This window comes from Pseudomonas sp. Lz4W (assembly GCF_000346225.2).
Taxonomy (GTDB): domain Bacteria; phylum Pseudomonadota; class Gammaproteobacteria; order Pseudomonadales; family Pseudomonadaceae; genus Aquipseudomonas; species Aquipseudomonas paraversuta.
In genome coordinates this window covers 2909636-2934089 of record NZ_CP017432.1, presented here as the reverse complement: position 1 = coordinate 2934089, position 24454 = coordinate 2909636, and the positions used below count along the sequence as shown (strand labels likewise).

Below are 24454 nucleotides of genomic sequence, written 5' to 3'. Positions count from 1 at the left end.
GCATGTTGCTTTTCCCTGGGATCTATCGATAATGCGACTTATTGCTATTTGAGTCCTGGTTATCTATCGTGTCTAGTCCTGTGGATCCCAAAGCCCTGCTGGCGAGTCTTTATCACGACAATCATGCGTGGCTGCGCGGCTGGCTGTCGCGACAGGTGCGCTGCCCGCAGGATGCTGCCGATCTGACTCAGGACACCTTCGTGCGGGCTTTCGATGCGCAGCAACTCGAGCGCATTGAACAGCCCAGAGCCTATCTGAGTACCGTTGCCCGGCGGCTGCTGTGCTCGCTATGGCGTCGACGCAAGCTGGAGCAATCCTATCTGGAGCAGCTTGCAGACCTGCCCCAGAATTATGCCCCCTCAGCCGAAGACATTGCGCTGGTACGCGAGGCGATCGAAGCGATTGATCAGGCGCTGGAAGGCTTGCCGTCGCGGGTGCGGCGGGCGTTTTTGCTCAATCGCCTCGAAGCCATGCCGCAGCAGGCCATCGCCACTCTGCTGGGTGTTTCACTGGCCACCGTTGAGCGCGATTTGCGCCGGGCCTTTTTCCATTGCCTGGCGCAAACCCGGGAGTGCCCATGAGCCAGGTCAGAGTTGATCCCGCCACCCGTGCCGCCGTGGACTGGATGCTGCGGCTTGAGTCCGGGCAGGCCTGCCCTTCGGAACGTCAGGTGTTCAAAGCCTGGCTGGCGGAAAAACCCGAGCATATGGCTGCCTGGCAGCGGGTGGCCGGGGTCTTGAAAAACCCGCTGGCGGATTTGCAGTCTGTTGAACGGCGCAACCCCGGGCAGTTGCATGCCGCGAGCAAGGCGCTGCTGGCCAGTTCAACGGTCCCAGGCAAAAAAGCCCTGCAAGGCGGCCTGTTGCTGTTACTGCTGGGGTTGGGCGCCGCGAGTGTGGTCGACCGGGTCACCCCGCTGAGGGGCTTGATGGCCGATCAACATACCGCCACCGGCGAGCGTAAAACCATACAGCTGGCGGATGGCAGCCGCCTGACACTCAACGCCCGCAGCGCCGTGGATATCCAGTTCAGCGCCGGGCAGCGGCGGGTGCAATTACGCGCAGGCGAGTTGCAGGTCGATGTTGCCGCCGACCCGCTGCGGCCCTTTGTGGTTGCGACCGCCCAAGGCCAGGTCCAGGCCCTGGGCACACGGTTCATGGTGCGCCAGGGACCGGACGAAAGCCTGGCCAGTGTGCAGCAGCACAGCGTGCAGCTGGATACGCTCAATGGTCTGCAGCGACGCATCAATGCCGGTCAGGCGGTGTCGTTCAGCGCCAGCCAGATTGACCCGCAAACCTCGACCGCACGCAGTCAGGCCGATTGGCTCGAAGGCCGGGTCGAGCTGCATGACGAGCCGTTGTCGACTCTGGTAGAGGCGCTGCGGCCTTATCAGGCCGGGGTTCTGCGTATCAGTCCCGAAGCCGCCAGGGTCCGGGTGTTCGGGGTTTTCTCGTTGGACGACACACCGCAGACCTTGAGCACTCTGGCGCAAACCTTGCCGATCAAGGTCACGCGCTATGGGCCCTGGTTGACCCTGATTGATGTGCGCGGGTAAAAATTCCACCGAATGGGAATTATTTACAAATAAGCTGAGGGGAAAACTCTGCTCGTTGGTCAAGGTTACAACTGCCTACCTTGCAACGAGAAAGGATGCCCCATGTCGTACGCCCCGTTGAGACCCTGCCTGCTGGCGCTGACCATTACCCTGAGCATTGCCTGCCCTTTGGCTGCGGTGGCCGGGCCGCTGGCCAATGAACAGAGCGCCCTGCGTGCCTTTGACCTGCCGGCGGCGCCGCTGGGTGTGACACTGAGCCGGATTGCCCGTGACAGCCAACTGACCCTGTCGGTAGCTCCTGCCTTGTTGCAGGGGAAAACCTCGGCCCCGGTACGGGGCATGTTCACCCCGCAGCAGGCCGCCGAGCGTGCCCTGGCAGGCAGCGGTCTGGGTTTGAACGTGACCCAGAGCGGTGCCCTGAGCGTTTACCCGCTGGCGGCAACGGGCACCTTGAATCTTGGAGCAACCACAGTATCGGGGCGTACCGCCGAGGACGCTCGCGGAGCGGTTGACGGTTTTGTTGCCACCCGATCGGCCACGGCCACTAAAACCGATACACCGATTCTGGAGATCCCGCAGACCATCAACGTGGTGACGGCGGATCAGGTGCAGGTCCAGGGCGCCCGCGATCTGACCCAGGCCCTGCGTTACACCCCGGGCCTGAGCACCAATGGCTACACCGACCGCAACACCATCGCCGATGAAATCACCAGCCGCGGCTTTGCCCCGACCCTGCTTTATCTCGATGGCGCTTATTTGCCCTCGGCCGGGAGTCTGGGCGGCACGCCACAGATCGACCCCTATACCCTGGAGCGCATCGAAGTTCTTAAAGGGCCGTCCTCGGTGCTCTACGGGCAGAATCAGCCCGGAGGCATGATCAATATGGTGTCCAAGCGGCCGAGTACCGAAGCCGCGCACCAGATCAAGGTCGGCACCGGCAGTTTCGATCGCTACAACCTGGCGTTTGACTTCACGGGGCCACTGGACGAGGCCAAAACCCTCAGTTACCGGTTGATCGGGGTCGGCAATACCGGCAGCGAACAGGTGGACCACACCGAGGATTCACGCCAGCTGCTGGCGCCCAGCTTCAGCTGGATGCCCGACGACGACACCGAGCTGACGCTGTATGCGCAAATCCAGCGCGATGACGCCCTGGCCGACTATCAGGCCTTGCCGGCGGTGGGCAGCCTGTATCGCAACTCCCAGGGCAACAGGATTGATCGTGATACGTTTCTGGGCGACTCGAAATGGAACGACTACAAGCGTGATCAATACGTGCTTGGCTATCAGTTTTCCCATGCTTTCAATGAGGCCATGACCTATCGCCAGAGCCTGAGCTATATCGACGTCAACGACCGCTACAAAGGCTTTTACCTCAACCGTTTTGTCACCACCCCCGAGGGCATCAGTGACACCCACGCCAGTCGCACCAAGCTCGACTGGCGCCAGCAAAACAGTTCCTACAGTTTCGACAACCACCTGCAAAGCGACTTCACCACCGGCCCCCTGCAGCACACCCTGCTGGTGGGCCTGGACTACCGGGATTTCACCCGCAAGTATCAGGGCTACAACCTGTCGGGCAGTGAAATCATCGACCTCTACAACCCCACCAACTACCGCACCACGGGGGTGCCGACCCTGACCACCAAGTGGGATAACAGGGTCAAGCAAACCGGCTTCTATGTGCAGGATCAGATCAAGTTCGACAACTTCATCCTGACCATTGGCGGGCGCCATGACTGGGCCAAAGTCGATAACAATGACCTGCTGGCCGATTCCCGGGAGATGCAAAACGACAACAAGTTTACCGGGCGCGTGGGGCTGACCTACGTCACCTCGTTCGGGCTGGCACCCTATATCAGCTACACCGAATCGTTCCTGCCGTCAGTGGGTACCGCAGCTCCGGAGCGTGGGGGCAAGGCGTTCATCCCGCAATTGGGCAAGCAGTATGAAGTGGGGGTCAAGTATCAGCCTGACGACAGCACCTTGCTCACGGCGTCGGTGTTTCAGATCAAGCAGCAGAACGTGCTGACCGGTGACTTGCAGTACCAGGAGTATCAGATTCAGGAAGGTGAAGTCAGCTCGCGGGGGATCGAACTGGAAGGCAAAAGCAGCTTCAACAATATTGACCTGATTGCCTCGTTGTCCTACCTGGATGTGTTCTACAGCAAGTCCAACTATGGCAACCAGGGCAACCGCAGCGAAGCCCAGGCGCCATGGGCGGCGAGTGTGTGGACCGATTACCACTTCACCGGCAACCTGCTGCAGGGGGTGACCCTGGGCGGCGGTGCGCGTTACACCGGGAAGAATTACGGTGACTCGGACAACACCTTCAAAACCCCGTCATTCGTGATCTACGACGCCACCCTCAGCTATGACCTGGCGGCGCTGGACCCGGGGTTCAAAGGGGTGAGTACCAGCCTCAATGTGCAAAACCTGTTCGACCGCGAGTACGTCTCGTCGTGTAATTACAGCTTTGGCTGTTACTACGGCCAACAACGGACTGCGGCGCTGGAAGTCAAATACGACTGGTGATACCGGGGCTTTACGGGCTTGTTTGGTGGGCAGGGTTGATCTGCCCCCCGGTTTTGCGCACCGCTAATCGCAGCCGTTATGGGCTTTCAACGGCGCAGTTTGAGTGCGCTGGCCAGGCTGATGGCCAGCGGCAGGCGCGGTAACAAGGTGGCCTGGTAGGCGTGGTACAGATCGCCCTTGCCGGGCCATATTTTTTCCGAAGGCTGATTGTCAGGCCCCAGTTCGTGGTGCCAGCTACCGTGCTGGCGATCGATCAGGTGCAGGTCGATGTAATCCCAGAAGCACTGATACCAGACTTCATATTCCTGCTCGCCGGTGCGTTGCAACAAGGCCGCCGCTGCCGCCGAGGCTTCGGCCAGGGTCCAGTGCAGGCGTTCGCGCACCACGGGCCGGTTGTCCCAGTCCAGGGTGTAAACAATGCCGGTGTCACCATCGACATTCCAGCCATGCAGGCTGGCACTGTGGAACAGCTGGCGGGCGTCTTCGAGCAACCAGGCGGGCGCGGGCAGGCCGCGCTGCTTGCGCGCAGCTTCCAGGTGCAGCAGCAGGCGCGCCCATTCAAAGGCATGACCCGGGGTTTTACCGAAGGGGCGGAATGGGTCGCACGGATGGTCCCGGTTGTACTCCGGCAACGGCTGCCACCGGGCATCGAAGTGTTCGACGGGCAGGTAGGCGGACTGCGCGGCGTGCTGGTGGATCACCCGCTCGCTGATGCGCAGGGCGCGCTCCAGCCACAGGTCCTGGTCGAGCACGTCGGCCAGGGCGAGAAAGGTTTCGGTGCCGTGCATATTGCTGTTGGCCCCGCGATACGCTTCGCAGTCGCTCCAGTCACTAGCGAAGGACTCCAGCAGGGCACCTTCGTCTTCGCACCAGAACCGTGTTTCCAGCACCGCTACCGCTTCATCCAGTAATGCACTGGCGCCCGGGCGCCCGGCCACCACTGCGGAGCTGGCGGCCAGGGCGACAAATGCATGCAGGTACGCGGCTTTGCGGGTGTTGCCATCCTGCGCGTCGGGGGCGGCGAACCAGCCGCCGTGCACGCCATCGCGCAAGGCCCCGGCCAGTGCCTTCAGGCCGTGGTCGATCAACGGTGCGCAACCCGGCAGGCCCTGGATATGGGCCAGGGCGAAACTGTGAACCATACGGGCGGTGGTTACTGTGTCTGCCGGGGCATCGTCTGCGCGCTGGCCAAAGCGGTCAAGGCCGGCGAAACCGGAGGGAACACGGGCGGCCTTGGCGAAATCCAGCAGGGTCTGGCCCTGGGCGTGCAGCCACTGTTGATGGGGGGCGGAGGTCAGCCAGCTGTCGCTGGTCCGGGTGAGATCGGTCATGGGCCACCTGTGCGGTTCTTGTGATTATCTGGCGCTCGCAGCCTAAGGGATTGGCTGCAAAGTAGAAAGCTGAAACCTTTCATTACGGCAAGGGCAAGCCCGCTGCCACAGGCCGTGGCAACGGCCGGTCAAATCTCCGGGATCCAGCGCTGGGACCAGTCGCTGTCGCGCTTGACCACCTCCCGCAGCAGTTCGATAGCCTGTTGCAAGGCGCTACCGTCGCGTTCGCGGGAATACACCAGATAGGTCGGGTAACTGAACTCGGGGGCCTTGGGAACGCGCTCCAGCGCGCCGCTGTCCAGATAACTCTGAACCACCCGGGTGCGAAAGTAGCCGCTGCCGCCGTTTTCCAGAATGTAGTGCAATGCCACCGGCCCCAGGTTGAAGCTGATGGCGGCCCGCGCCCGGTCCGGCAGTGCTGCGTCATGCTGGCGGCGGAAGTCCTCGCCCCAGTCCACATACACATAGGGTTCGGGCATGGCGGGGCGGCGGATCTGAATCAGTTTTTCCTCCAGCAATTGCTCCACCTGCACCCCGGGCCAATACACCGGCTGATAGACCAGTGCCGCGTCCAGCAGGCCCATTTCAACCTGCTCCAACAATTGCTCGCCGTCGCGAATCTGCACCCGCAAGGCGTGGGTGTCCAGGTGTTCGCGCAGGGCTTTGGCCCAGCTCAGAATCAGCGGGTTGCACAGGCTGACTTCACCGCCGATGTGCAGCATCTGGTGCAAGCCTTCGGGGCGCGGCAGATCCCGTCGTGCGGCTTCCCAGGTCTGCAGCAGCTGATTGGCGTAGACCACGAAGGCTTCCCCGTCGCAGGTCAGTCTGGCGCCTGCGCGGTTGCGAATGAACAGCGTCACGCCGAGCAGGCTTTCGAGTTTTTGCACCCGGGCCGTGACGGCTGTCTGGGTGACATGAAGTTTCTCGGCGGCACTCGCGAGGCTGCCGCAGCGAACAATTTCGAGAAAGGTCCGGGCCAGGTCGAGGTCCATGATCGTGCCAGTTTGCAAGGGGCCGTCAGTGTAAGGCTAACGGGTCAAAAAACATAAATACCGACCTTATAGTGGCCTGCATCAATGTCTGATTTTTATATTCAGCTAACGTCACCTGCCCTGGCACAGGGTGCCAGTAGTTTGCCGAACTGCAACACACACAAAAAAGGGATACCAGACATGGATGACTTGAACCGCCAGTACGACATTCAACCTTTGATAAAGGCTGACATGTCGATCCTGATCAATGGGCAGGCGGTAAATGCAGCTAAAGGAGAGACCGTGCTCAGCGTGTTGAATGCAGTGGGGGTGCGCCAGTTGTCACCGAATGATCACGGTGAAATGAATGGTGCTTATTGCGGCATGGGGGTGTGCTATTGCTGCCTGGTCAAGATCGATGGCCGGCACAAACGCCGGGCCTGCCAGACCCTGGTGCAGCCGGGGATGAGCGTGGAAACCGGGACCAACCGGGTCACTGCCCAAGAGGCTGTGTTATGAGCCCGGATCCGGTGATTGTCGGCGGTGGTCCGGCGGCTATTTCGGCAGCTATCGAGCTGGCGCAGCATGGAGTGCGCAGCACCTTGCTGGAAGAAGCCTCCAGATTGGGTGGCGTGGTTTATCGCGGGCCATTGCGTGAAGGTGTCGAGCTCGACTATCTGGGGGAGCGCTACAAGGATGCACTGCACAAACTGCACGCAGAGTTTGCCGACATTGCCCACTCGGTAGATGTGCGCCTCAACCACCGCGTAGTCGGCGGGCAGGGCGAACACAGCCTGCAAGTGCTGGACCCGGACGAACGTCTGCAGGAAGTCGGCTTCGGCCAGCTGCTGCTGGGCGCCGGGTGCCATGAACGCAGCGTGCCGTTTCCTGGCTGGACCATTCCCGGCGTGATCATGCTGGGCGGTCTGCAACTGCAGATCAAAAGTGGCGTGGTCAAACCCCGTGGGCCGACGCTGATCGTCGGCACCGGGCCGCTGTTGATGCTGGTGGCGTGCCAGTTGCACGCGGCGGGTGTTGAAGTGGCCGGTGTGTATGAGGCCTGTGAATTTACCCGGATTGCCAAGGAAAGCCTGGCGCTGCTGAACCAGCCCCAGCTGTTTCTCGACGGCTTGAGCATGCTGATGTACCTCAAGCGCCACGGCGTGACCGTGCGTTACGGTTGGGGCGTAGTGCAGGCGCGGGGTGACGGCGAGCTGAGCGAAGTCATAGTGGCGCCGTACTCCGGCACCTGGCAACCGGACCTGAGCAAGGCGCAACCGGTCATGGCCCGTACGCTGGCGGTGGGCTACGGCTTTATCCCCCGTACGCAACTGACTCAGCAAATGGGTCTTGATCACGCCTACAACGTCGACGGCTATCTGGCTGTCAAAGCCGATACCTGGCAGCGCAGCAATCAGCCGCACATCCACCTGGCCGGTGATGTCACCGGCATGCGCGGCGGTGAAGCGGCGATGCTCACCGGACGGATCGCGGCGTTATCGATTTTGCTCCAGCGCGGGGTTCTGAGCGAGAAACAGGCCCGGGCCCAGCGGCGGGTTTATCTTTCACGGCTCAACACCATCGTGCGCTTTCGTGGCGCCATCGATCGCTATACCCAACGCGGTACGCGCCAGATCGAATTGCCCCAGGCGGACACAGTGGTATGCCGCTGCGAGAACGTCACCCGAGCCGACATCGACCAGGCCCTTAGCCAAGGGGTGCAGGACATGGCCAGCCTGAAAATGCGCACGCGGGTCAGCATGGGCGACTGTCAGGGCCGGATGTGCGTCGGCTACTGCAGTGATCGCCTGCGCGAGTCCACCGGCCGCCAGGATGTGGGCTGGTTGCGCCCGCGTTTTCCGCTGGAACCGGTGCCGTTTTCGGCTTTTACCAATGCCTGCAAGGATGCCTGACATGATCAAGACATATGACGTTGTAATCGCCGGTGGTGGCGTTATCGGTGCTTCCTGTGCCTACCACCTGTCCCGTCGCAAAGACCTGAAAGTGGCGATGATCGACTGCAAGCGCCCGGGCAATGCCAGCCGCGCGTCGGCGGGTGGTCTTTGGGCCATCGGCGAGTCTGTCGGGCTTGGCTGCGGAGTGATCTTTTTTCGCATGATGTCTGCCGAGCGCAAGCGTGAAGCCCAGGGTACGGCGGTGATCGTCGACTCCAGCACCCCCCATATCCTGCCGGAGTGTTTCTTTGATTTCGCCCTGCAGTCCAATGCGCTGTACCCGGGCCTGCATCAGGAAATGATCGAAAAGCACGGCATGGACTTCAAGTTCGAGCGTACCGGGCTCAAGTACGTGATTTACGACGATGAAGACCGTCTCTACGCCGAGCATATCGTTGCCAACATCCCGCACCTGAGCGACGAGGTGCGCTGGCTTGACCAGGCGGCCTTGCGCGAGTCCGAGCCGAGCGTCAGCCATGACGCCCTGGGGGCGCTGGAATTTCTCTGTGACCACCAGGTGAGCCCGTTCCGGCTGACCGATGCCTACACCGAAGGTGCGCGGCAAAATGGCGTCGACCTGTACTTCAACAGCAACGTCACCGAGGTGCTGCGTCAGGGCAGCAAGGTGGTGGGGGTACGAACTGACAACCAGGGTGCATTTCACTGCAAGACCCTGATCAATGCTGCCGGCGCCTGGGCCGCAGAACTCAGCGTGATGGCCACGGACCTGAGCATCCCCGTGGCGCCGGTCAAGGGCCAGATCGTCTTGACCGAGCGCATGCCCAAGCTGCTTAACGGCTGCCTGACCACCAGCGACTGTTATCTGGCGCAAAAGGACAATGGAGAAATCCTGATTGGCAGTACCACCGAAGACAAGGGGTTCGACGTGAGCACCACCTTCCCGGAGATTGCCGGTTTGGTGCAGGGGGCGATGCGTTGCATTCCAGAGCTCAAAGACGTCAACCTCAAGCGCACCTGGGCCGGATTGCGCCCGGGGTCGCCGGATGAACTGCCGATTTTGGGGCCGATGGCAGGGGTTGAAGGGTACTTGAACGCCTGCGGGCATTTCCGTACCGGCATCCTGACCTCGGCGATCACCGGGGTCATGCTGGATGCGCTGGTGCGTGATCAACCGTTGCCGCTGGATGTCACGCCGTTTCTGGCGGACAGGTTTAACCTGCAACCGGTGGGGTTAAAAAAAGTGATAGGCGCCTGAAGGGCGTCAGGGCTTGTAGTCGCTGACGAAAAACGAGGCTGCGATCCCCGATCTGCCAAGGCTGCGCCGTGGATCGCAGCCTTCGGCAGCGACTGCGGTGATTGCGGGTTGTGCAGGTAACGCCAATATTGCGCTTTGAACTCCTGTAGCCCTGCATGGGTCAGCCGTTATGCCCATTCATAAAGCAGGCGCAGACAACCATGCAGATTTCTCTCGCGCATCAGGTCGCCCTGGTCACCGGGGCCAGTTCCGGGCTGGGGGCTGCCAGCGCCCGGGCCCTGGCGGCTGCCGGTGCCTCGGTGGTCCTCAACTACAACTCCCAGGCAGCTCCCGCCCAGGCACTGGCAGACGAAATCAACGCCGCAGGCGGCAAAGCCATTGCCCTGGGCGCCGATGTATCGAAAGAGGCTGAAGTTGAACGCCTGTTTGCACAAACCCTGGATGCTTTCGGCTATCTCGACATTCTGGTCGCTAATTCAGGGCTGCAGAGAGACGCCGCAATCACCGACATGACCCTGGAACAATGGAACACCGTCATCGGTGTCAATCTCACCGGCCAGTTCCTGTGCGCGCGCTCAGCCCTGAAGATCTTCAACCGTCAGGGCGTTCGTGAAGGCGTGTCCTGTGCAGCAGGCAAAATCATTCATATGAGCTCTGTGCACCAACTGATTCCCTGGGCCGGGCATGTGAACTATGCAGCCTCCAAGGGCGGCGTTGAAATGCTGATGCGCAGCCTCGCGCAGGAAGTCAGCGAGCAAAAGATCCGGGTCAACGGCATAGCCCCCGGGGCCATTCGCACGGCAATCAATCGTGACGTGACCCAAGGCGCGGCCGAGAAGCAACTGCTGAAACTGATCCCCTATGGTCGCGTCGGTGAGCCCGGGGATGTGGCCAGCGCGGTGGTGTGGCTGGCCAGCGACGCCTCGGATTATGTAGTAGGGACTACCTTGTTTATCGATGGCGGCATGAGCCTTTATCCGGAGTTCCGTGACAATGGTTAACATCCAGGACGAATTGCAAAGCTCGATCGAGGCACACGGCATTATTGGCGACATGCGCACTGCGGCATTGGTCAATGACCAGGGCAGTGTGGATTTTTTCTGTTGGCCCGAGTTCGACAGTCCTGCCATCTTCTGCTCACTGCTGGACACCCCCCAGGCAGGGATTTTTCAACTGGCCCCGCAGATAGCCGATGCCCGCCGCGAGCAAATTTACCTCCCCGACACCAACGTTTTGCAGACCCGCTGGCTGGCGCCGCAAGCGGTGGTGGAAATTACCGATTTGCTGCCGGTCAGTGACCACGATGATCAACTGCCGCTACTGATGCGCCGCGTGCGCGTGGTCAGCGGCAGCGCCACCTTTTTGCTGCGCTGCGCGGTTCGCCATGACTACGCCCGCGCGGCCACCAAAGCCCGTGCCGATGGTGAGGATGTGTGCTTCGACGCCGAGGGGCAGCCCGGTCTTCGACTGGCCTCCAGTGTTCCCTTGACGGTTGCGGATCAAGCGGCCTGTAGCACGTTCACCCTGGCGGAGGGCGAAACGGCCGAGTTTGTACTGGGCGCAGTTGACGATGAGCGGGTGAAAGTGGACGCCAGCGACCTGGCGTTACAGCGCACCCTGCAATTCTGGCGGCAGTGGATCGCACAGTCGATCTATCGCGGACGCTGGCGGGAAATGATCAACCGCTCGGCCCTGACCCTCAAGCTGCTGACCTCGCGCAAGGAGGGCGCGATCATTGCGGCCGCCACCTTTGGCTTGCCGGAAACCCCGGGGGGCGAGCGTAACTGGGATTACCGCTATACCTGGATTCGTGATGCGTCCTTCACGGTTTATGCCTTTATGCGCCTGGGCTTTGTCGATGAGGCCAATGGCTTTATGCGCTGGCTGCGTGGCCGGGTAGGGGAGTGCTGCGACCAGCCCCTGAAGCTGAACATCATGTACAGCATTGACGGCCGCAATGATTTGCCCGAGGTAGAACTGAGCCACTTGTCCGGATACGGCGGCGCCAGGCCGGTGCGGATTGGCAACGGCGCATTTGATCAGGTGCAGCTGGATATTTTTGGTGAGCTGCTGGACGCGGTGTACCTGACCAACAAATACGGCGAGGCCATCAGCCATGAGGGTTGGCAGCATGTGACCCAGATTGTCGATCACGTGTGCGTGACCTGGCAGGAGGAGGATGTGGGGATTTGGGAGATGCGCGGCGAGAAGCATCACTTTTTGCACTCCCGGCTGATGTGCTGGGTGGCGCTGGATCGTGCCATTCGCCTGGCCTCCAAGCGCTCGTTGCCTGCGCCGTTCTCCCGCTGGAACGAGACCCGGCAAGAGATTCACACTGACATCTGGCAGAACTTCTGGAATGCCGAGCGCGGCCATTTTGTCCAGTACAAGGGCGGCACGGCGCTGGATGGTTCGATGTTGTTGATGCCGCTGGTGCGTTTTGTCGCAGCGAAAGATCCGGCCTGGCTGGCGACCCTTGCGGCCATTGAAAAGAGTCTGGTGCGTGATGGCATGGTTTATCGCTATCGCAATGACGACAGTGGCCTGGATGGCCTGCAAGGCACAGAAGGTGCGTTTGCCGCCTGTTCCTTCTGGTACGTGGAATGCCTGGCCAGGGCCGGGCAAGTGGAAAAGGCGCATCTGGAATTTGAACAGTTATTGCGTTACGCCAACCCGCTGGGGCTGTATGCCGAAGAGTTCGACCTTTATGCCAGGCATTTGGGCAATACCCCGCAAGCCTTGACCCATTTGGCGCTGATCAGCGCGGCGAGCTTTCTGGACCGAAAGCTCGACCACCAAAAGCCCCAGTGGCAGCCCTGACCCACCCCTGACCCTGTAGGAGCGAGCTTGCCTCGCGAGCTCTGCGTCTTGAAAAGCTCGCTCCTACAGGGTTACGGCTTGCGCTGCACCCAATACCTGTGGGAGCTGGCTTGCCAGCGATGCGGGGCCGGCTTTTAGAAGATGTATTTGCTGGTCAGCATCAGGCTGCGCGGCTCGCCGTAGTAGGTGGTGCTGAAGTTGCCCAGGCCCGACAGGTATTTCTTGTCGAACAGGTTGTTGGCGTTGAGGTTGAAGCTCAGGTGATCGCTGTACTCGTAGCGGGTCATCAGGTTGACCAGCGCGTAACTGTGCTGCTCGATGATGTCGTAGTCACCCTTGGCATCGTTGTAGATCTTGCCGTAGAACGGGCTCTGCCAGTTGACACCACCGCCCACGATAACTTTGTTCAACACCCCCGGCAGGCGGTAGGTGGTAAATACCCGCGCCACGTTTTCAGGCTTGGTGGTTTCCAGCGGGTAGCCGTACAGACGACCGCCATCTGCGGTTTTGGTCTGGGCGTAGGTGTAACCGGCCATCAGGTTCCAGTCCGGCATCAGTTCACCGGCCAGCTCGAATTCGATGCCTTTGGTGGTCGCTCCGTCGACGGACTCATAGTAGGTCTGGTTGGCAGCGTCGATGCCTGCATAGACGGCCAGGTTTTTCTGCTCGGTGCGGAACACCGCGGCACTGGCATTCAGGCGGCCGTCGAAGTATTCACCCTTCAAACCGATTTCATAACTGTTGCCTTCGGTGGGCGCCAGGGTTGTGCCGGACTTGCTGCGCTCGGTGACCGGTTTGTAAATCGAGGTGTAGCTGGCGTACGCCGAGTAGGTGTCGTTCAGGTCATACACCACGCCAGCGTAGGGCGTGACTTTGCCGTGCTGTTTGGAGGTGGTCTTGTTGTCGCTGAAGGTGGGGGTTTGCACGTAGTACGTGCGCGTGTCGTTGTACTGGAAGTCGCTCACGCGGCTGCCGAGAATCAGCGACAGGTCGTCGGTCGGCCTGAAGCGCGCAGCGAGGTAAGCACTGTTCTGGTTTTCGTTGGTCTGGTATTTGCCGTTTTTCGGGAAGTAGGGTTTCGGGTAATCACCCTTCCAGTCAAAGATGCTGCCGGGGACCTTGCCGAATTCACTGGCATCAAAGGTTGCCCCGGTTTGGCGGGAGGTCTGCGAAGTAACACCGACCACCAGTTCATGTTCGCGGCCAAACAGGCTGAAGGGGCCGCTGGCATTGAGGTCGAAGGTGTTTTGCACCCGGTGACCTTCCCACTTGCCCCAGTAGAAGAACATGCCGTCGCCGGTGACCGGGTCCGGCATGCCGCCACCGGCCGATCCCAGTTGGGTGTCGTGGTCGTTGGTTTGCTGGGTCAGGCTGCCTTTGACTTTCCATTCATTGGCAAAGCGGTGTTCCAGGGAGGCGAAGGTGGTCTGCGCGACTACATCGCGACGGCTCCAGTCGGTGGCCGGGTTGAACGAGCGACTGAAGTCGGTCTTGCTGTAGTTGGAGAAGTAGTAGGGGTTGCCGGTCCAGGACGAGCCGCGGGGCTTGATGTTCTGATAGTCCATGCCGAAGGTCAGCAGGGTATCGGGAGTGATATCGGCTTCGAGGATGCCGTAGAACACATCATTCTTTTTCGAGTAGTGATCCAGATACGAATCGGCATCCTGATACACCCCGACCAGGCGCCCGCGCACGCTGGCGTCTTCATTCAACGGGCCGGAGATATCGCCTTCGGTTCGGTAGTTGTCCCAGGAGCCTGCGCTGGCAGTCACCGACGCCTTGAATTCGCGGGTCGGTTTTTTGCGGATCAGGTTGACCGTAGCCGAGGGTTCGCCGGAGCCGGACAGCAGGCCGGTGGCGCCTTTGACGATATCAACCCGGTCATACAGGGCCATGTCGACCTTGGTCGCGCCCTCATCGAACACCCCGTCATAGCGGGCGTTCACGCCGTCGTACTGGAAGTTGGTGATGGCGTAGCCGCGGGCCGAATATTCCATGCGGTCGCTGTCGTAGGCCTGGGTCGAAATGCCCGGCGCGTTACGCAGCACATCGCCGATGCTCTGGACCGCCTGATCGTCCATGAGCTGGCGGGTAATTACGGTCACGGTCTGCGGGGTTTCGCGGATCGACAACGGCAGTTTGGTCGAGCTGTTGCTGGCGGCAGTGGTGTAGGACCCAGTGTCCTCTGTGGTCAGCAACGCCCCCTGGCCCTGGCCGGAAATGGTGGTGGCACCCAACTCCAGGCCCTGGCCTTGGCCTTGGGCGACATTGAGAATCAGCGTGTCGCCATTGAGCTGGTATGAAATGCCGCTACCCTGCAGCAGGGCTTCCAGAGCCTTGATCGGCTCCAGTGAGCCCGAGACGGAGTGCGAACTGATCCCCTGTACCTGATCCGGGCTGTAGAGCACTTGCAGACTGGTCTGCTTGCCGAACTCGTTCAGGGCGCTGGCCAGCGGTTGTGCCGGGATATTCAACACGACCGGCGCGGCCAGAGCCATGGGTGTGCCCAGCAGTGCCGAGGCCAGCAGTGCGCTGCTTAACAGGGTACGGTTCAAATTGGATCGTTGCATTGCGTGCCGAGGCTCCGGGAGGGGAATGATTGATGCGAATAGTTATAAGACGCAGCACGCGGGTTAAACCGGAAACAAGCGACTGAATTGGCTGGATTTGATTTTGCAGAGCAATCCCCAAACCCTGTAGGAGCGAGCTAGCCTCGCGAGCTTTTCAAGATTCCCGCATTCGCTCGGCAATCAATCAGGGCTCGATATAAAGCTCGCGAGGCAAGCTCGCTCCTACAGGGGTATGTGGGGGCAGCTACTGTGGCAGCTGGCTTGCCAGCGATGCGGGCTCCGGGTTTGTGTCGGAGCCATCGCGAGGCAAGCTCGCTCCTGCAGGGTTATGTGGGGGCAGCTTCTGTGGGAGCTGGCTTGCCAGCGATGCGGGCCCCGGATTTGTGTCGGAGCCATCGCGAGGCAAGCTCGCTCCTGCAGGGTTATGTGGGGACAGCTTCTGTGGGAGCTGGCTTGCCAGCGATGCGGGCCTCGGGTTTGTGTCGGAGCCATCGCGAGGCAAGCTCGCTCCTGCAGGGCTATGTGGGGACAGCTACTGTGGTAGCTGGCTTGCCAGCGATGCGGGCCCCGGGTTTGTATCGGAGCCATCGCGAGGCTAGCTCGCTCCTACAGGGTCATGTGGGGACAGCTTCTGTGGGAGCTGGCTTGCCAGCGATGCGGGCTCCGGATTTGTATCGGAGCCATCGCGAGGCAAGCTCGCTCCCACAGGGGTATGTGGGGACAGCTTCTGTGGGAGCTGGCTTGCCAGCGATGCGGGCCCCGGATTTGTATCGGAGCCATCGCGAGGCTAGCTCGCTCCTACAGGGGTATGTGGGGACAGCTACTGTGGGAGCTGGCTTGCCAGCGATGCGGGCTCCGGGTTTGTGTCGGAGCCATCGCGAGGCAAGCTCGCTCCTGCAGGGTTATGTGGGGGCAGCTTCTGTGGGAGCTGGCTTGCCAGCGATGCGGGCCCCGGGGTTGTATCGGAGCCATCGCGAGGCAAGCTCGCTCCTACAGGGGTATGTGGGGACAGCTACTGTGGTAGCTGGCTTGCCAGCGATGCGGGCCCGGGTTTGTGTCGGAGCCATCGCGAGGCAAGCTCGCTCCTGCAGGAGTATGTGGGGACTGCTGCTGTGGGAGCTGGCTTGCCAGCGATGCGGGCCCGGGTTTGTATCGGAGCCATACAGGGATATGGGTGGCAGGGTCGTTCTATATATGGAACGCTGAGTGCTATTTATACCGTCTAGTCTTATGGGTGATACGAATCTATCCTTGTTGCCATGATTTACAGGAGGTGCAACATGAAAAACATTCTGGGTGTCTATACGGCTCCACGTGCGCATTGGGTCGGTGATGGCTTTCCGGTTCGTACGTTATTTTCCTACGACAGCATGGGTGAACACGTCAGCCCGTTCTTGTTACTTGATTACGCCGGGCCTGCGGAATTCACGCCCACTACCGAGCGTCGTGGTGTAGGCCAGCATCCCCATCGTGGGTTTGAGACGGTAACCATCGTCTACAAAGGTGAAGTCGAGCATCGGGACTCCACCGGCAATGGCGGGGTTATCGGCCCCGGTGATGTGCAATGGATGACCGCTGCGTCGGGGATCCTGCATGAAGAGTTCCATTCCGAGGCGTTTGCCCGCAGTGGCGGCACCCTGGAAATGGTGCAGCTGTGGGTCAACCTGCCGGCCAAAGACAAGATGGCGGAGGCTGGCTATCAGGGTATCGTCGACCGCGACATTCCTGAACTGGCGCTCAAGGACGGTGCCGGCCGGCTGCGCTTGATCGCCGGCGAGTTCGACGGCCAGCGCGGCCCGGCCCGTACCTTCACCCCGATCGACGTGTGGGATATCCGCTTGAACGCGGGCAAGTCGACCACCCTCGATCTGCATCAGGGCCGCAACACCATGTTGGTGGTGCTGCACGGTGCGGTTGAGGTCAATGGCCAGGAAGTGGTGCGCGAAGGACAAATGGCGCTGTTTGCCCGCGACGGGTCTCAGGTTCGTCTTGAGGCCAATAACGATGCGGTGCTGTTGATCTTGAGCGGTGAGCCCATCGACGAACCGATTGTGGGGCACGGTCCGTTTGTGATGAACACCGAAGCTGAAATCCATCAGGCCTTCATCGACTTCCAGTCGGGGAAATTTGGCCGGATGCCGGTGTAACAAGCCAGCCGTAGTCGCTGGCGCAGGCTGCGACAAGGGCCGCAGGACCTTCGTTACGCAGTCCATCGCAGCCTTCGGCAGCGACTACGGTCATTTACGGGTTCAGACTCGCTCGAAAATAACCGCTATGCCCTGACCGCCACCGATGCACATGGTGGCCAGCGCATAGCGGCCTTTTATCCGGTGCAGTTCGTGGATGGCCTTGCTGGCGATAATCGCGCCGGTGGCACCCACTGGATGGCCCAAAGCGATACCTGAGCCATTGGGGTTGACCCGGGCCGGGTCCATTTCCAGTTCTTGCATCACCGCACAGGCCTGGGCCGCAAAGGCGATATTGGCTTCAATCACGTCCATGTCGCCGATCTTCAAGCCTGCGCGCTTGAGCGCCAGACGAGTCGCCGGAATGGGGCCCAGCCCCATCAGTTCAGGTTCTACCCCGGCGTGGGCATAGGCCACCAGGCGTGCAACAGGCGCGAGGTTGTCAGCCTTGACCGCGGCACCACTGGCCAACACCAGCGCAGCGGCGCCGTCGTTGAGCCCCGAGGCGTTACCGGCCGTCACGCTGCCGTCTTTTTTGAACGCCGGCTTCATTTGCCCAAGCTGTTCCAGGGTGGTAGCCCGCGGGTGTTCGTCAACGTCGAACAAGACGCTGCCTTTGCGGCTTTTAACCTCGACGGCAGCGATCTGGCTGTCGAAATAACCCTGGGCGATGGCGTGGGCGGCACGCTGCTGGTCTGTCAGCGCCAGGGCGTCCTGTACCTCGCGACTGATATGGTTGCGCTGCGCAATATTCTCGGCAGTGATCCCCATGTGAATACCGTGGAACGGGTCGTGGAGAATGCCCAGCATGTAATCCTGCACCTGGGCATCGCCCATACGCGCGCCCCAGCGGGCGGATGGCAGCAAGTACGGGCCGCGGCTCATGGACTCGGCCCCGGCGCCGATGGCGAAATCAGCATCGCCGAGCATCAGGGTATGGGCTGCAGAAATGATCGCCTGCAGGCCCGAGCCGCAGAGGCGATTAACGTTGTACGCGGGGGTTTGCTTGGGGATGCCGGCGTTGATTGCAGCCACTCGTGCCAGATAGGCGTCCTGGGGGGCGGTTGGAATCACGTTGCCCATCACCACGTGGCCGATGCGTTGCGGGTCGACCTGGCTAGCGATAAGGGCGGCCTTGACTGCGGTGGTGGCCAGATCGCACAGGGCAACGTCCTTGAGTGCACCGCCAAAGGTGCCGATGGCGGTGCGCCGGGCGCCCAGGATGAAAATCTCGGAGGTTTGCATGGTAGGTCCTTATTATTTTTCTGACTCGTAACAGGCTGGATTATTTCATGGGGCCAGGGGGCACAGAGTAGTCCGTTTGCAGGGTAAATCCGCTCTTCATGGGATGTGGGCCATGGGATGCAGGAGCGAACGTGCCCGATAGCCCTTCGTGCCGGGTTGGAACAGCTCGCTCCTACAGGGGTTTCGGGGTTTTCAGGTGGGGTCAGTGTTGCAGCAGTTTGCGGAACTGGGCCAGAGGCACCGGCCGGCTGTGCAGGTAGCCCTGGTACAGATGGCAACCAATACTCTGCAGAAACTGGAGCTGGGCCGCTTGTTCGACGCCTTCGGCCACCACCTTGATTTTCAGGCTGCGGGCCATGGCAACAATGGCGCGGATGATTTCCGCATCGTTGGGGGCGTTAATGGCGTCGCGCACAAACGACTGGTCGATTTTCAGGGTGTCCACAGGCAGGCGTTTGAGATGGGTCAGCGAGGAGTAGCCCGTGCCGAAGTCGTCCATCGCAAAGCTCACTCCCAACGCGATGAGCGCCTGCATTTTGGCGATGGTGTCTTCCAGATTCTGAATCACGATGCCTTCGGTGACTTCCAGCTTGAGCATCGAGCAGGGCAGGTCATGGTGCAACAGGCTGCGCTTGACCTGTTCTACGAAGTCGCTTTGGCGAAACTGCCGGGGGCTGATGTTGACGCACAGGCTGAATGCCTGGGGGTCGATCAGGCCTTCGCGCAACAATTTGCCGAACGAACGGCAGGCTTCATCGAGAATCCAGGCGCCCACTTCCAGAATCAGGCCGCTGTCTTCGAGGATCTTGATGAAATCGGCCGGGGATTGTGCCCCCAGTTGCGGGTGCTGCCAGCGCAGCAGTGCTTCAGCGCCGACGATGCGGTTTTCCCGGGCGTCGACCTGGGGCTGAAAGTGCAGGCTGAACTCGTTGCGTGCCAACGCTGTGCGCAGAGCGCTTTCCATGTTCATGCGTTCGCTGGCCGCAGCCTGCATGGAAAAATCAAATAGCTGGCTGGTATTACGCCCGCAATCCTTGGCCCGATACAGGGCAATGTCGGCCCGTTTCAGCAGGTCTGTCGCGGTGATCCCGTGGTCGGGCAGCAAGGCAATGCCGATGCTGGGGGTTACTTGCAGGCGCTGGCCATCGAGAAACATGGGTTCGGCCAGCAGCTCGCGCAAGGTGTCGGCAGTACGCAGAACATTAAGCGTGACTGCTTGCAGCGAACCCTTGAGACCGGTCAGCAGTACTACAAACTCGTCACCGCCCAGGCGTGCCACGGTGTCTTCGCTGCGGACACTGGCTTCGAGCCGGGCGGTGATGATTTTCAGCACCGAGTCGCCCACCGGATGCCCGAGCGAGTCGTTGATGTGTTTGAAGTGATCCAGATCCAGAAACAACAGCGCCCCGCGCAGATCATGGTGTTCAAGCAGCTCGGTCTGATGGTTCAGGCGCTCCAGCAGCAACGAGCGGTTCGCCAGGTTGGTCAGCGGGTCGTGGTAGGCCAGGTGGCTGGCCTGGGCCTGGGCCGCTTTGAGCTGGCTGATGTCGCGGGCAGTAAGCAACAGGCAGGGGGTGTCATTAAGGGTGATCGGTTCGATGGATATCTCAAGGTTGAGCAGGGCGCCACGTCTGGAGCGCCCGAGTATTTCCCGGTTGCGGATACGGCCCTTTTCCTTGATCTCGTCGAGTAATGCCTGACGCTGTGAGCTATGCCCCCAGATCCCCAGTTCGTAAGGGCTGCGGCCAATCACCTCGGCGCTGCTGTATCCGGTCAGCCGGCTGAAGCCGTCATTCACTTCCAGATAGTTGCCAGTGGCAAGTTCGCTGATGGTGATGGCATCGGGGCTGGAGTGGAATGCCTTGGCAAATTTGTCTTCGGAGGCGCTCAGGCGTTGTTCGCGCTCCACTTGCTCGGTGATGTCGAGCAAGGTCCCGGCCATGCGCAGGGGCAGACCTTCAGCGTCGCGATAGAGCCGGGCACGACTTTCTATGTAGCGTGAAGTGTCGTTCTCGCCGGGCACCCGATAGGTCAGTTGATAACTCCCGGCGGGGCCTTCGCGCAGTGTGCGATAGGTGTCGCGCATATTGTCACGCTCGGCTTCGGGCACACCGTCGAAGAACGCTTCGAATGACTCGTTGAACGGTTCTGCCGGCAGGCCGTGCAGTTGGGCGGCACGGGCCGAGCCGTAGAGTCTGTCGCTGGGGATATGCCAGTCCCAGGTACCCAGTTGTGCCGAGTCCAGCGCCAGGTCCAGGCGCTCCTGACTGTCGATCAAGGCTTGCTCGACTTCTTTGCTTTTGCGGGTGTCCAGGAAGGTACTGACCAGATAGGCCTCGCCCTCCAGTTCGACTTTTTGTGCGCTGAGGATGCCGTCGTGCAGTTGTCCATCACGGCCCTGCAGGCAGACTTCCATACTCACCGAGGCATTTTTGCTGCGTATGTTCTTGATGAATTGTTTGCGCTGCCGGGGATCTGGCCAGATCCCCAGTTCGATGGTCGTACGCCCGATTGCCTGGTTTAACGGCCAGCCCAGCAGGCTCTCGAACCAATGGTTGGCCTCACTGATCAACCCGTCTTCGATGCGCACCAGCAGCACCATGTGGGGCGATAAATGAAAGAGTGTGGCGAAGCGCTGTTCTGAGTTGTTGAGCGCTTGCTGGCGTGTGCGCCGATGGCTTGCATTGTTGATGAGCCCCGTTTCAATGTCCCAGTACCAGGGCTGCGCTGACCCGTTGTTTTGCCTGCCGTGTTCCAGCGATATCGGGTCAACCTCAGTCAAACCGTCTAGGGGGAGGCTGGTATATCTCTGGTATGGCATTGACTGCGATCCTTGGATCTCGATCCATTGAGACGGTTTTGCTTCTGAACCGCTGGAGCGATCTCAGGGTTGCTCACTGTGACCCCTGTCGACCTGGGCATCCAGTAGTTTCATGAAGGCATGTGCGGCATTGGACAGGGTTCTTTCTGTGTGCACGATGTAGCCTAGCTGGCGCGTCAGTTGAATGCCGGGCAACTCGATCGATGCCACTTGCTCATCGAGCATGGTGCGCGGCAGGACGCTCCACGCCAGGCCGATGGAGACCATCATCTTGATGGTTTCCAGGTAGTTGGTGCTCATGGCGATATTGGGCGTCAGGCCCTGGGCTTCAAACAGGCGCTGGACAATATGGTGGGTGAAGGTATTACCGCCCGGAAACACTGCCGGATGGTGGGCAATGTCGGCCAGACTGACCTTCGAACGGCGGGTGAGGGTGTGTTCTGGGGCGACTACGAAGTCCAGCGGATCATCCCACACCGGCACGGCGCGAATCAGCGAATGGGGCTCCGGGGCCAGGGTGATGACCGCCAGTTCGGCGCGGCCGTGGAGAATTTCTTCGTAGGCCACTTCTGAATCCAGGAACTGAATATCCAGCGCGACCTTCGGGTAGGTGCGGGTGAACTCGCGCAGCAGGGGCGGCAGGCGGTGCAGGCCAATATGATGGCTGGTGGCCAGAGTCAGGCGGCCACTGACCTCCCCGTTGAGGTTGTTCAGCGCCCGGCGGGTGTCGTCCAGGACGTTGAGGATCTGGTAGGCCCGCGGCAGCAAGGCCCGCCCGGCCTCGGTCAGGCTGACTTCGCGGCCCAGCCGGTCGAACAGCCTGAGCTTGAGTTGCTGCTCGATACTGGCGATGCGTTTGCTGATCGCCGGCTGGGTCAGGAACAGGCGTTCGGCAGCCCCGGAGAAGCTCCCGGTTTCAGCAATAGCGATAAAAGCATTGAGATTCGCGAGATCCATCTATTCGAATTCCTGTTGGTTATCCAAAGCATGAAAATTATGAATTTGAGTTATTAACTGTAACGCCATAGGATCGACCTCACAAGCCAAGTGGTTATTGGCACAGAAAAGTAGCTGATGAGGAAACCGTCTGATGGCCGGCAAAACGCTCTACGACAAGCTCTGGGATTCGCATTTGGTCAAGCAGCGCGACGATGGCTCGGCGCTGATCTACATCGATCGTCACATCATTCATGAAGTGACGTCGCCGCAGGCCTTTGAAGGTCTGCGTCTGGCCGGGCGCAAGCCTTGGCGCATCGATGCCAACATCGCGACCCCGGACCATAACGTACCGACCACGCCGGAGCGCAAGGGCGGGATTGAGGCCATTACCGACCAGGTTTCCCGTTTGCAGGTGCAAACCCTCGACGACAATTGCGACGAGTACGGCATCACCGAATTCAAAATGAACGACATCCGCCAGGGCATCGTTCACGTGATCGGCCCCGAGCAGGGCGCGACCTTGCCGGGCATGACCGTGGTTTGCGGTGATTCGCACACCTCGACCCATGGTGCATTTGGCGCATTGGCCCACGGTATCGGCACTTCCGAGGTGGAGCACGTGCTCGCCACCCAGTGTCTGGTGGCCAAGAAAATGAAAAACATGCTGGTCTCGGTTGAAGGTCAATTGCCGTTCGGCGTGACCGCCAAGGACATCGTGCTGGCAGTGATCGGGAAAATCGGTACCGCAGGCGGCAATGGTCATGCCATTGAGTTTGCCGGCAGTGCGATTCGCGATTTGTCGGTTGAAGGGCGCATGACCATTTGCAACATGTCCATCGAAGCCGGTGCCCGCGTGGGTCTGGTTGCAGCGGACGAAAAGACCGTGGCCTATGTCAAGGGTCGCCCGTTTGCACCGAAGGGCGCCGAGTGGGATCTGGCCGTGGAAGCCTGGAAGGATCTGGTTTCCGATGCCGACGCGCATTTCGACAGCGTGATCAAGTTCGATGCGGCGCAGATCAAGCCGCAAGTCAGCTGGGGTACCTCCCCTGAAATGGTTCTGGCGGTGGATCAGAACGTTCCCGATCCGGCGCAGGAAGCTGACCTGGTCAAGCGTGGTTCGATCGAGCGTGCCTTGAAGTACATGGGCCTGAACGCCAATCAGGCGATCACCGATATCCAGCTGGATCGCGTGTTCATTGGTTCGTGCACCAACTCGCGGATCGAAGACTTGCGCGCTGCGGCAGTGGTCGCCAAGGGCCGCAAAGTGGCCTCCACCATCAAGCAGGCGATCGTGGTGCCGGGCTCGGGTCTGGTTAAAGCCCAGGCCGAGTCCGAAGGGCTGGACAAGATTTTCCTGGAGGCCGGTTTTGAATGGCGCGAACCGGGCTGTTCGATGTGCCTGGCCATGAACCCGGACCGCCTGGAGTCGGGCGAGCACTGCGCTTCGACCTCCAACCGTAACTTTGAAGGCCGTCAGGGCGCCGGTGGTCGTACTCACCTGGTGAGCCCGGCGATGGCCGCCGCCGCCGCTGTAAACGGTCGTTTCATCGACGTCCGCGAATTGGTTTAAGGAGCTGCGCATGAAAGCTTTTACTCAGCACACCGGGCTTGTCGCTCCCTTGGATCGGGCCAACGTGGATACCGACCAGATCATTCCCAAGCAGTTTCTGAAATCCATCAAGCGCACCGGCTTTGGTCCGAACCTGTTTGACGAGTGGCGCTACCTGGATGTCGGGCAACCGTACCAGGACAACTCCCGGCGCCCGTTGAACAAGGACTTTGTGCTCAACGCCGAGCGTTATCAGGGTGCCAGCGTGTTGCTGGCCCGTGAGAACTTCGGCTGCGGCTCCAGCCGTGAGCACGCGCCCTGGGCGCTGGAAGAATACGGCTTTCGCAGCATCATCGCGCCGAGCTATGCCGATATCTTCTTCAATAACAGCTTCAAAAATGGCCTGTTGCCGATCATTTTGAGCGACGCCGAGGTCGATGAACTGTTTGCCCAGGTCGAGGCCGAGCCGGGTTATCAGCTCAGTATCGACCTTGAGGCGCAAACCGTGACGCGTCCGGATGGCAAGGTGCTGAAATTCGAGATCGATGCCTTCCGCAAGCATTGCCTGCTTAACGGCCTGGACGATATCGGCCTGACCTTGCAGGACGATGTGGCCATCGCCGCCTTTGAAAGCAAGCACCGTGCGAGCCAGCCCTGGTTGTTTCGCGACGCTTGAATCAGCTCGCTCCTACAGCAATCGCGTAATGCCGGCCCTGATCGCTGCTGCAGCGATCAGGGCAGCCCATCAAACAAGGGACTTC

The 24454-nt window shown here is 60.6% G+C and carries 17 protein-coding genes; 11 read left to right on the top strand and 6 right to left on the bottom strand.

Annotated features, from left to right (window positions below; all coding sequences use genetic code 11):
- Positions 1 to 68 precede the first annotated feature (68 nt).
- From B195_RS13365 to B195_RS13355, 3 genes are all read left to right on the top strand, one after another.
- Positions 69 to 581: a sigma-70 family RNA polymerase sigma factor gene (locus B195_RS13365; protein WP_037001887.1), complete on the top strand. Its 513-nt coding sequence runs from the start codon at positions 69 to 71 to the stop codon at positions 579 to 581.
- Positions 578 to 1555: a FecR family protein gene (locus B195_RS13360; RefSeq protein ID WP_003446197.1), complete on the top strand. Its 978-nt coding sequence runs from the start codon at positions 578 to 580 to the stop codon at positions 1553 to 1555. The genes B195_RS13365 and B195_RS13360 overlap by 4 nt, the downstream gene beginning before the upstream one ends.
- Positions 1556 to 1657: 102 nt before the next feature.
- Positions 1658 to 4090, top strand: coding sequence for a TonB-dependent siderophore receptor (locus tag B195_RS13355; protein WP_003446196.1), 2433 nt, complete (start codon positions 1658 to 1660; stop codon positions 4088 to 4090).
- An 86-nt stretch (positions 4091 to 4176) separates the two neighbouring features.
- On the opposite strand, the gene B195_RS13350 is transcribed toward B195_RS13355, so the two are convergent.
- Both B195_RS13350 and B195_RS13345 read right to left on the bottom strand, forming a co-directional pair.
- Positions 4177 to 5421, bottom strand: coding sequence for an AGE family epimerase/isomerase (locus B195_RS13350; protein WP_003446193.1), 1245 nt, complete (start codon positions 5419 to 5421; stop codon positions 4177 to 4179).
- Between the two features lie 128 nt (positions 5422 to 5549).
- Entirely contained in the window at positions 5550 to 6413 is an 864-nt protein-coding gene (locus B195_RS13345) for a LysR family transcriptional regulator (protein WP_003446192.1), read from the bottom strand.
- A gap of 180 nt (positions 6414 to 6593) precedes the next feature.
- Here B195_RS13345 and B195_RS13340 point away from each other — a divergent pair, with 180 nt between their 5' ends.
- The 5 genes from B195_RS13340 (at position 6594) to B195_RS13320 (ending at position 12383) form a co-directional block, all read left to right on the top strand.
- Entirely contained in the window at positions 6594 to 6911 is a 318-nt protein-coding gene (locus B195_RS13340; protein ID WP_003446191.1) for a (2Fe-2S)-binding protein, read from the top strand.
- A complete protein-coding gene (gene hcnB / locus B195_RS13335) occupies positions 6908 to 8305 on the top strand; it encodes a cyanide-forming glycine dehydrogenase subunit HcnB (RefSeq protein WP_003446190.1) in 1398 nt (465 codons plus the stop codon). Before B195_RS13340 ends, hcnB begins: the two co-directional genes overlap by 4 nt.
- A gap of 1 nt (position 8306) precedes the next feature.
- The gene (gene hcnC, locus B195_RS13330; protein ID WP_003446189.1) at positions 8307 to 9563 is read left to right on the top strand and encodes a cyanide-forming glycine dehydrogenase subunit HcnC; all 1257 of its coding nucleotides are present in this window, start codon (positions 8307 to 8309) and stop codon (positions 9561 to 9563) included.
- A 200-nt stretch (positions 9564 to 9763) separates the two neighbouring features.
- Positions 9764 to 10564, top strand: coding sequence for a glucose 1-dehydrogenase (locus tag B195_RS13325; RefSeq protein ID WP_003446188.1), 801 nt, complete (start codon positions 9764 to 9766; stop codon positions 10562 to 10564).
- On the top strand, positions 10557 to 12383 hold the full coding sequence (locus B195_RS13320; RefSeq protein WP_003446187.1) for a glycoside hydrolase family 15 protein: 1827 nt from the start codon (positions 10557 to 10559) through the stop codon (positions 12381 to 12383). The genes B195_RS13325 and B195_RS13320 overlap by 8 nt, the downstream gene beginning before the upstream one ends.
- Before the next feature lie 134 nt (positions 12384 to 12517).
- Here the strand turns inward: B195_RS13320 and B195_RS13315 are convergent, their stop codons facing one another.
- Positions 12518 to 14953: a TonB-dependent siderophore receptor gene (locus B195_RS13315; RefSeq protein WP_003446186.1), complete on the bottom strand. Its 2436-nt coding sequence runs from the start codon at positions 14951 to 14953 to the stop codon at positions 12518 to 12520.
- A 1280-nt stretch (positions 14954 to 16233) separates the two neighbouring features.
- Between B195_RS13315 and B195_RS13310 the strand changes: the two genes are divergently transcribed.
- On the top strand, positions 16234 to 17100 hold the full coding sequence (locus B195_RS13310) for a pirin family protein (protein ID WP_003446176.1): 867 nt from the start codon (positions 16234 to 16236) through the stop codon (positions 17098 to 17100).
- Between the two features lie 102 nt (positions 17101 to 17202).
- Here the strand turns inward: B195_RS13310 and B195_RS13305 are convergent, their stop codons facing one another.
- From B195_RS13305 to B195_RS13295, 3 genes are all read right to left on the bottom strand, one after another.
- A complete protein-coding gene (locus B195_RS13305; protein ID WP_003446174.1) occupies positions 17203 to 18384 on the bottom strand; it encodes an acetyl-CoA C-acyltransferase family protein in 1182 nt (393 codons plus the stop codon).
- Positions 18385 to 18586: 202 nt separating this feature from the next.
- Positions 18587 to 21205: a bifunctional diguanylate cyclase/phosphodiesterase gene (locus B195_RS13300; RefSeq protein WP_003446173.1), complete on the bottom strand. Its 2619-nt coding sequence runs from the start codon at positions 21203 to 21205 to the stop codon at positions 18587 to 18589.
- 63 nt (positions 21206 to 21268) lie between these two features.
- Positions 21269 to 22162 (bottom strand): LysR family transcriptional regulator, encoded by an 894-nt coding sequence (locus tag B195_RS13295; RefSeq protein WP_003446171.1) that lies wholly within the window; start codon positions 22160 to 22162, stop codon positions 21269 to 21271.
- A 133-nt stretch (positions 22163 to 22295) separates the two neighbouring features.
- Here B195_RS13295 and leuC point away from each other — a divergent pair, with 133 nt between their 5' ends.
- Both leuC and leuD read left to right on the top strand, forming a co-directional pair.
- Positions 22296 to 23714: a 3-isopropylmalate dehydratase large subunit gene (gene leuC / locus B195_RS13290; RefSeq protein ID WP_003446169.1), complete on the top strand. Its 1419-nt coding sequence runs from the start codon at positions 22296 to 22298 to the stop codon at positions 23712 to 23714.
- A 10-nt stretch (positions 23715 to 23724) separates the two neighbouring features.
- Entirely contained in the window at positions 23725 to 24369 is a 645-nt protein-coding gene (leuD, locus tag B195_RS13285) for a 3-isopropylmalate dehydratase small subunit (RefSeq protein WP_003446167.1), read from the top strand.
- Positions 24370 to 24454 lie beyond the last annotated feature (85 nt).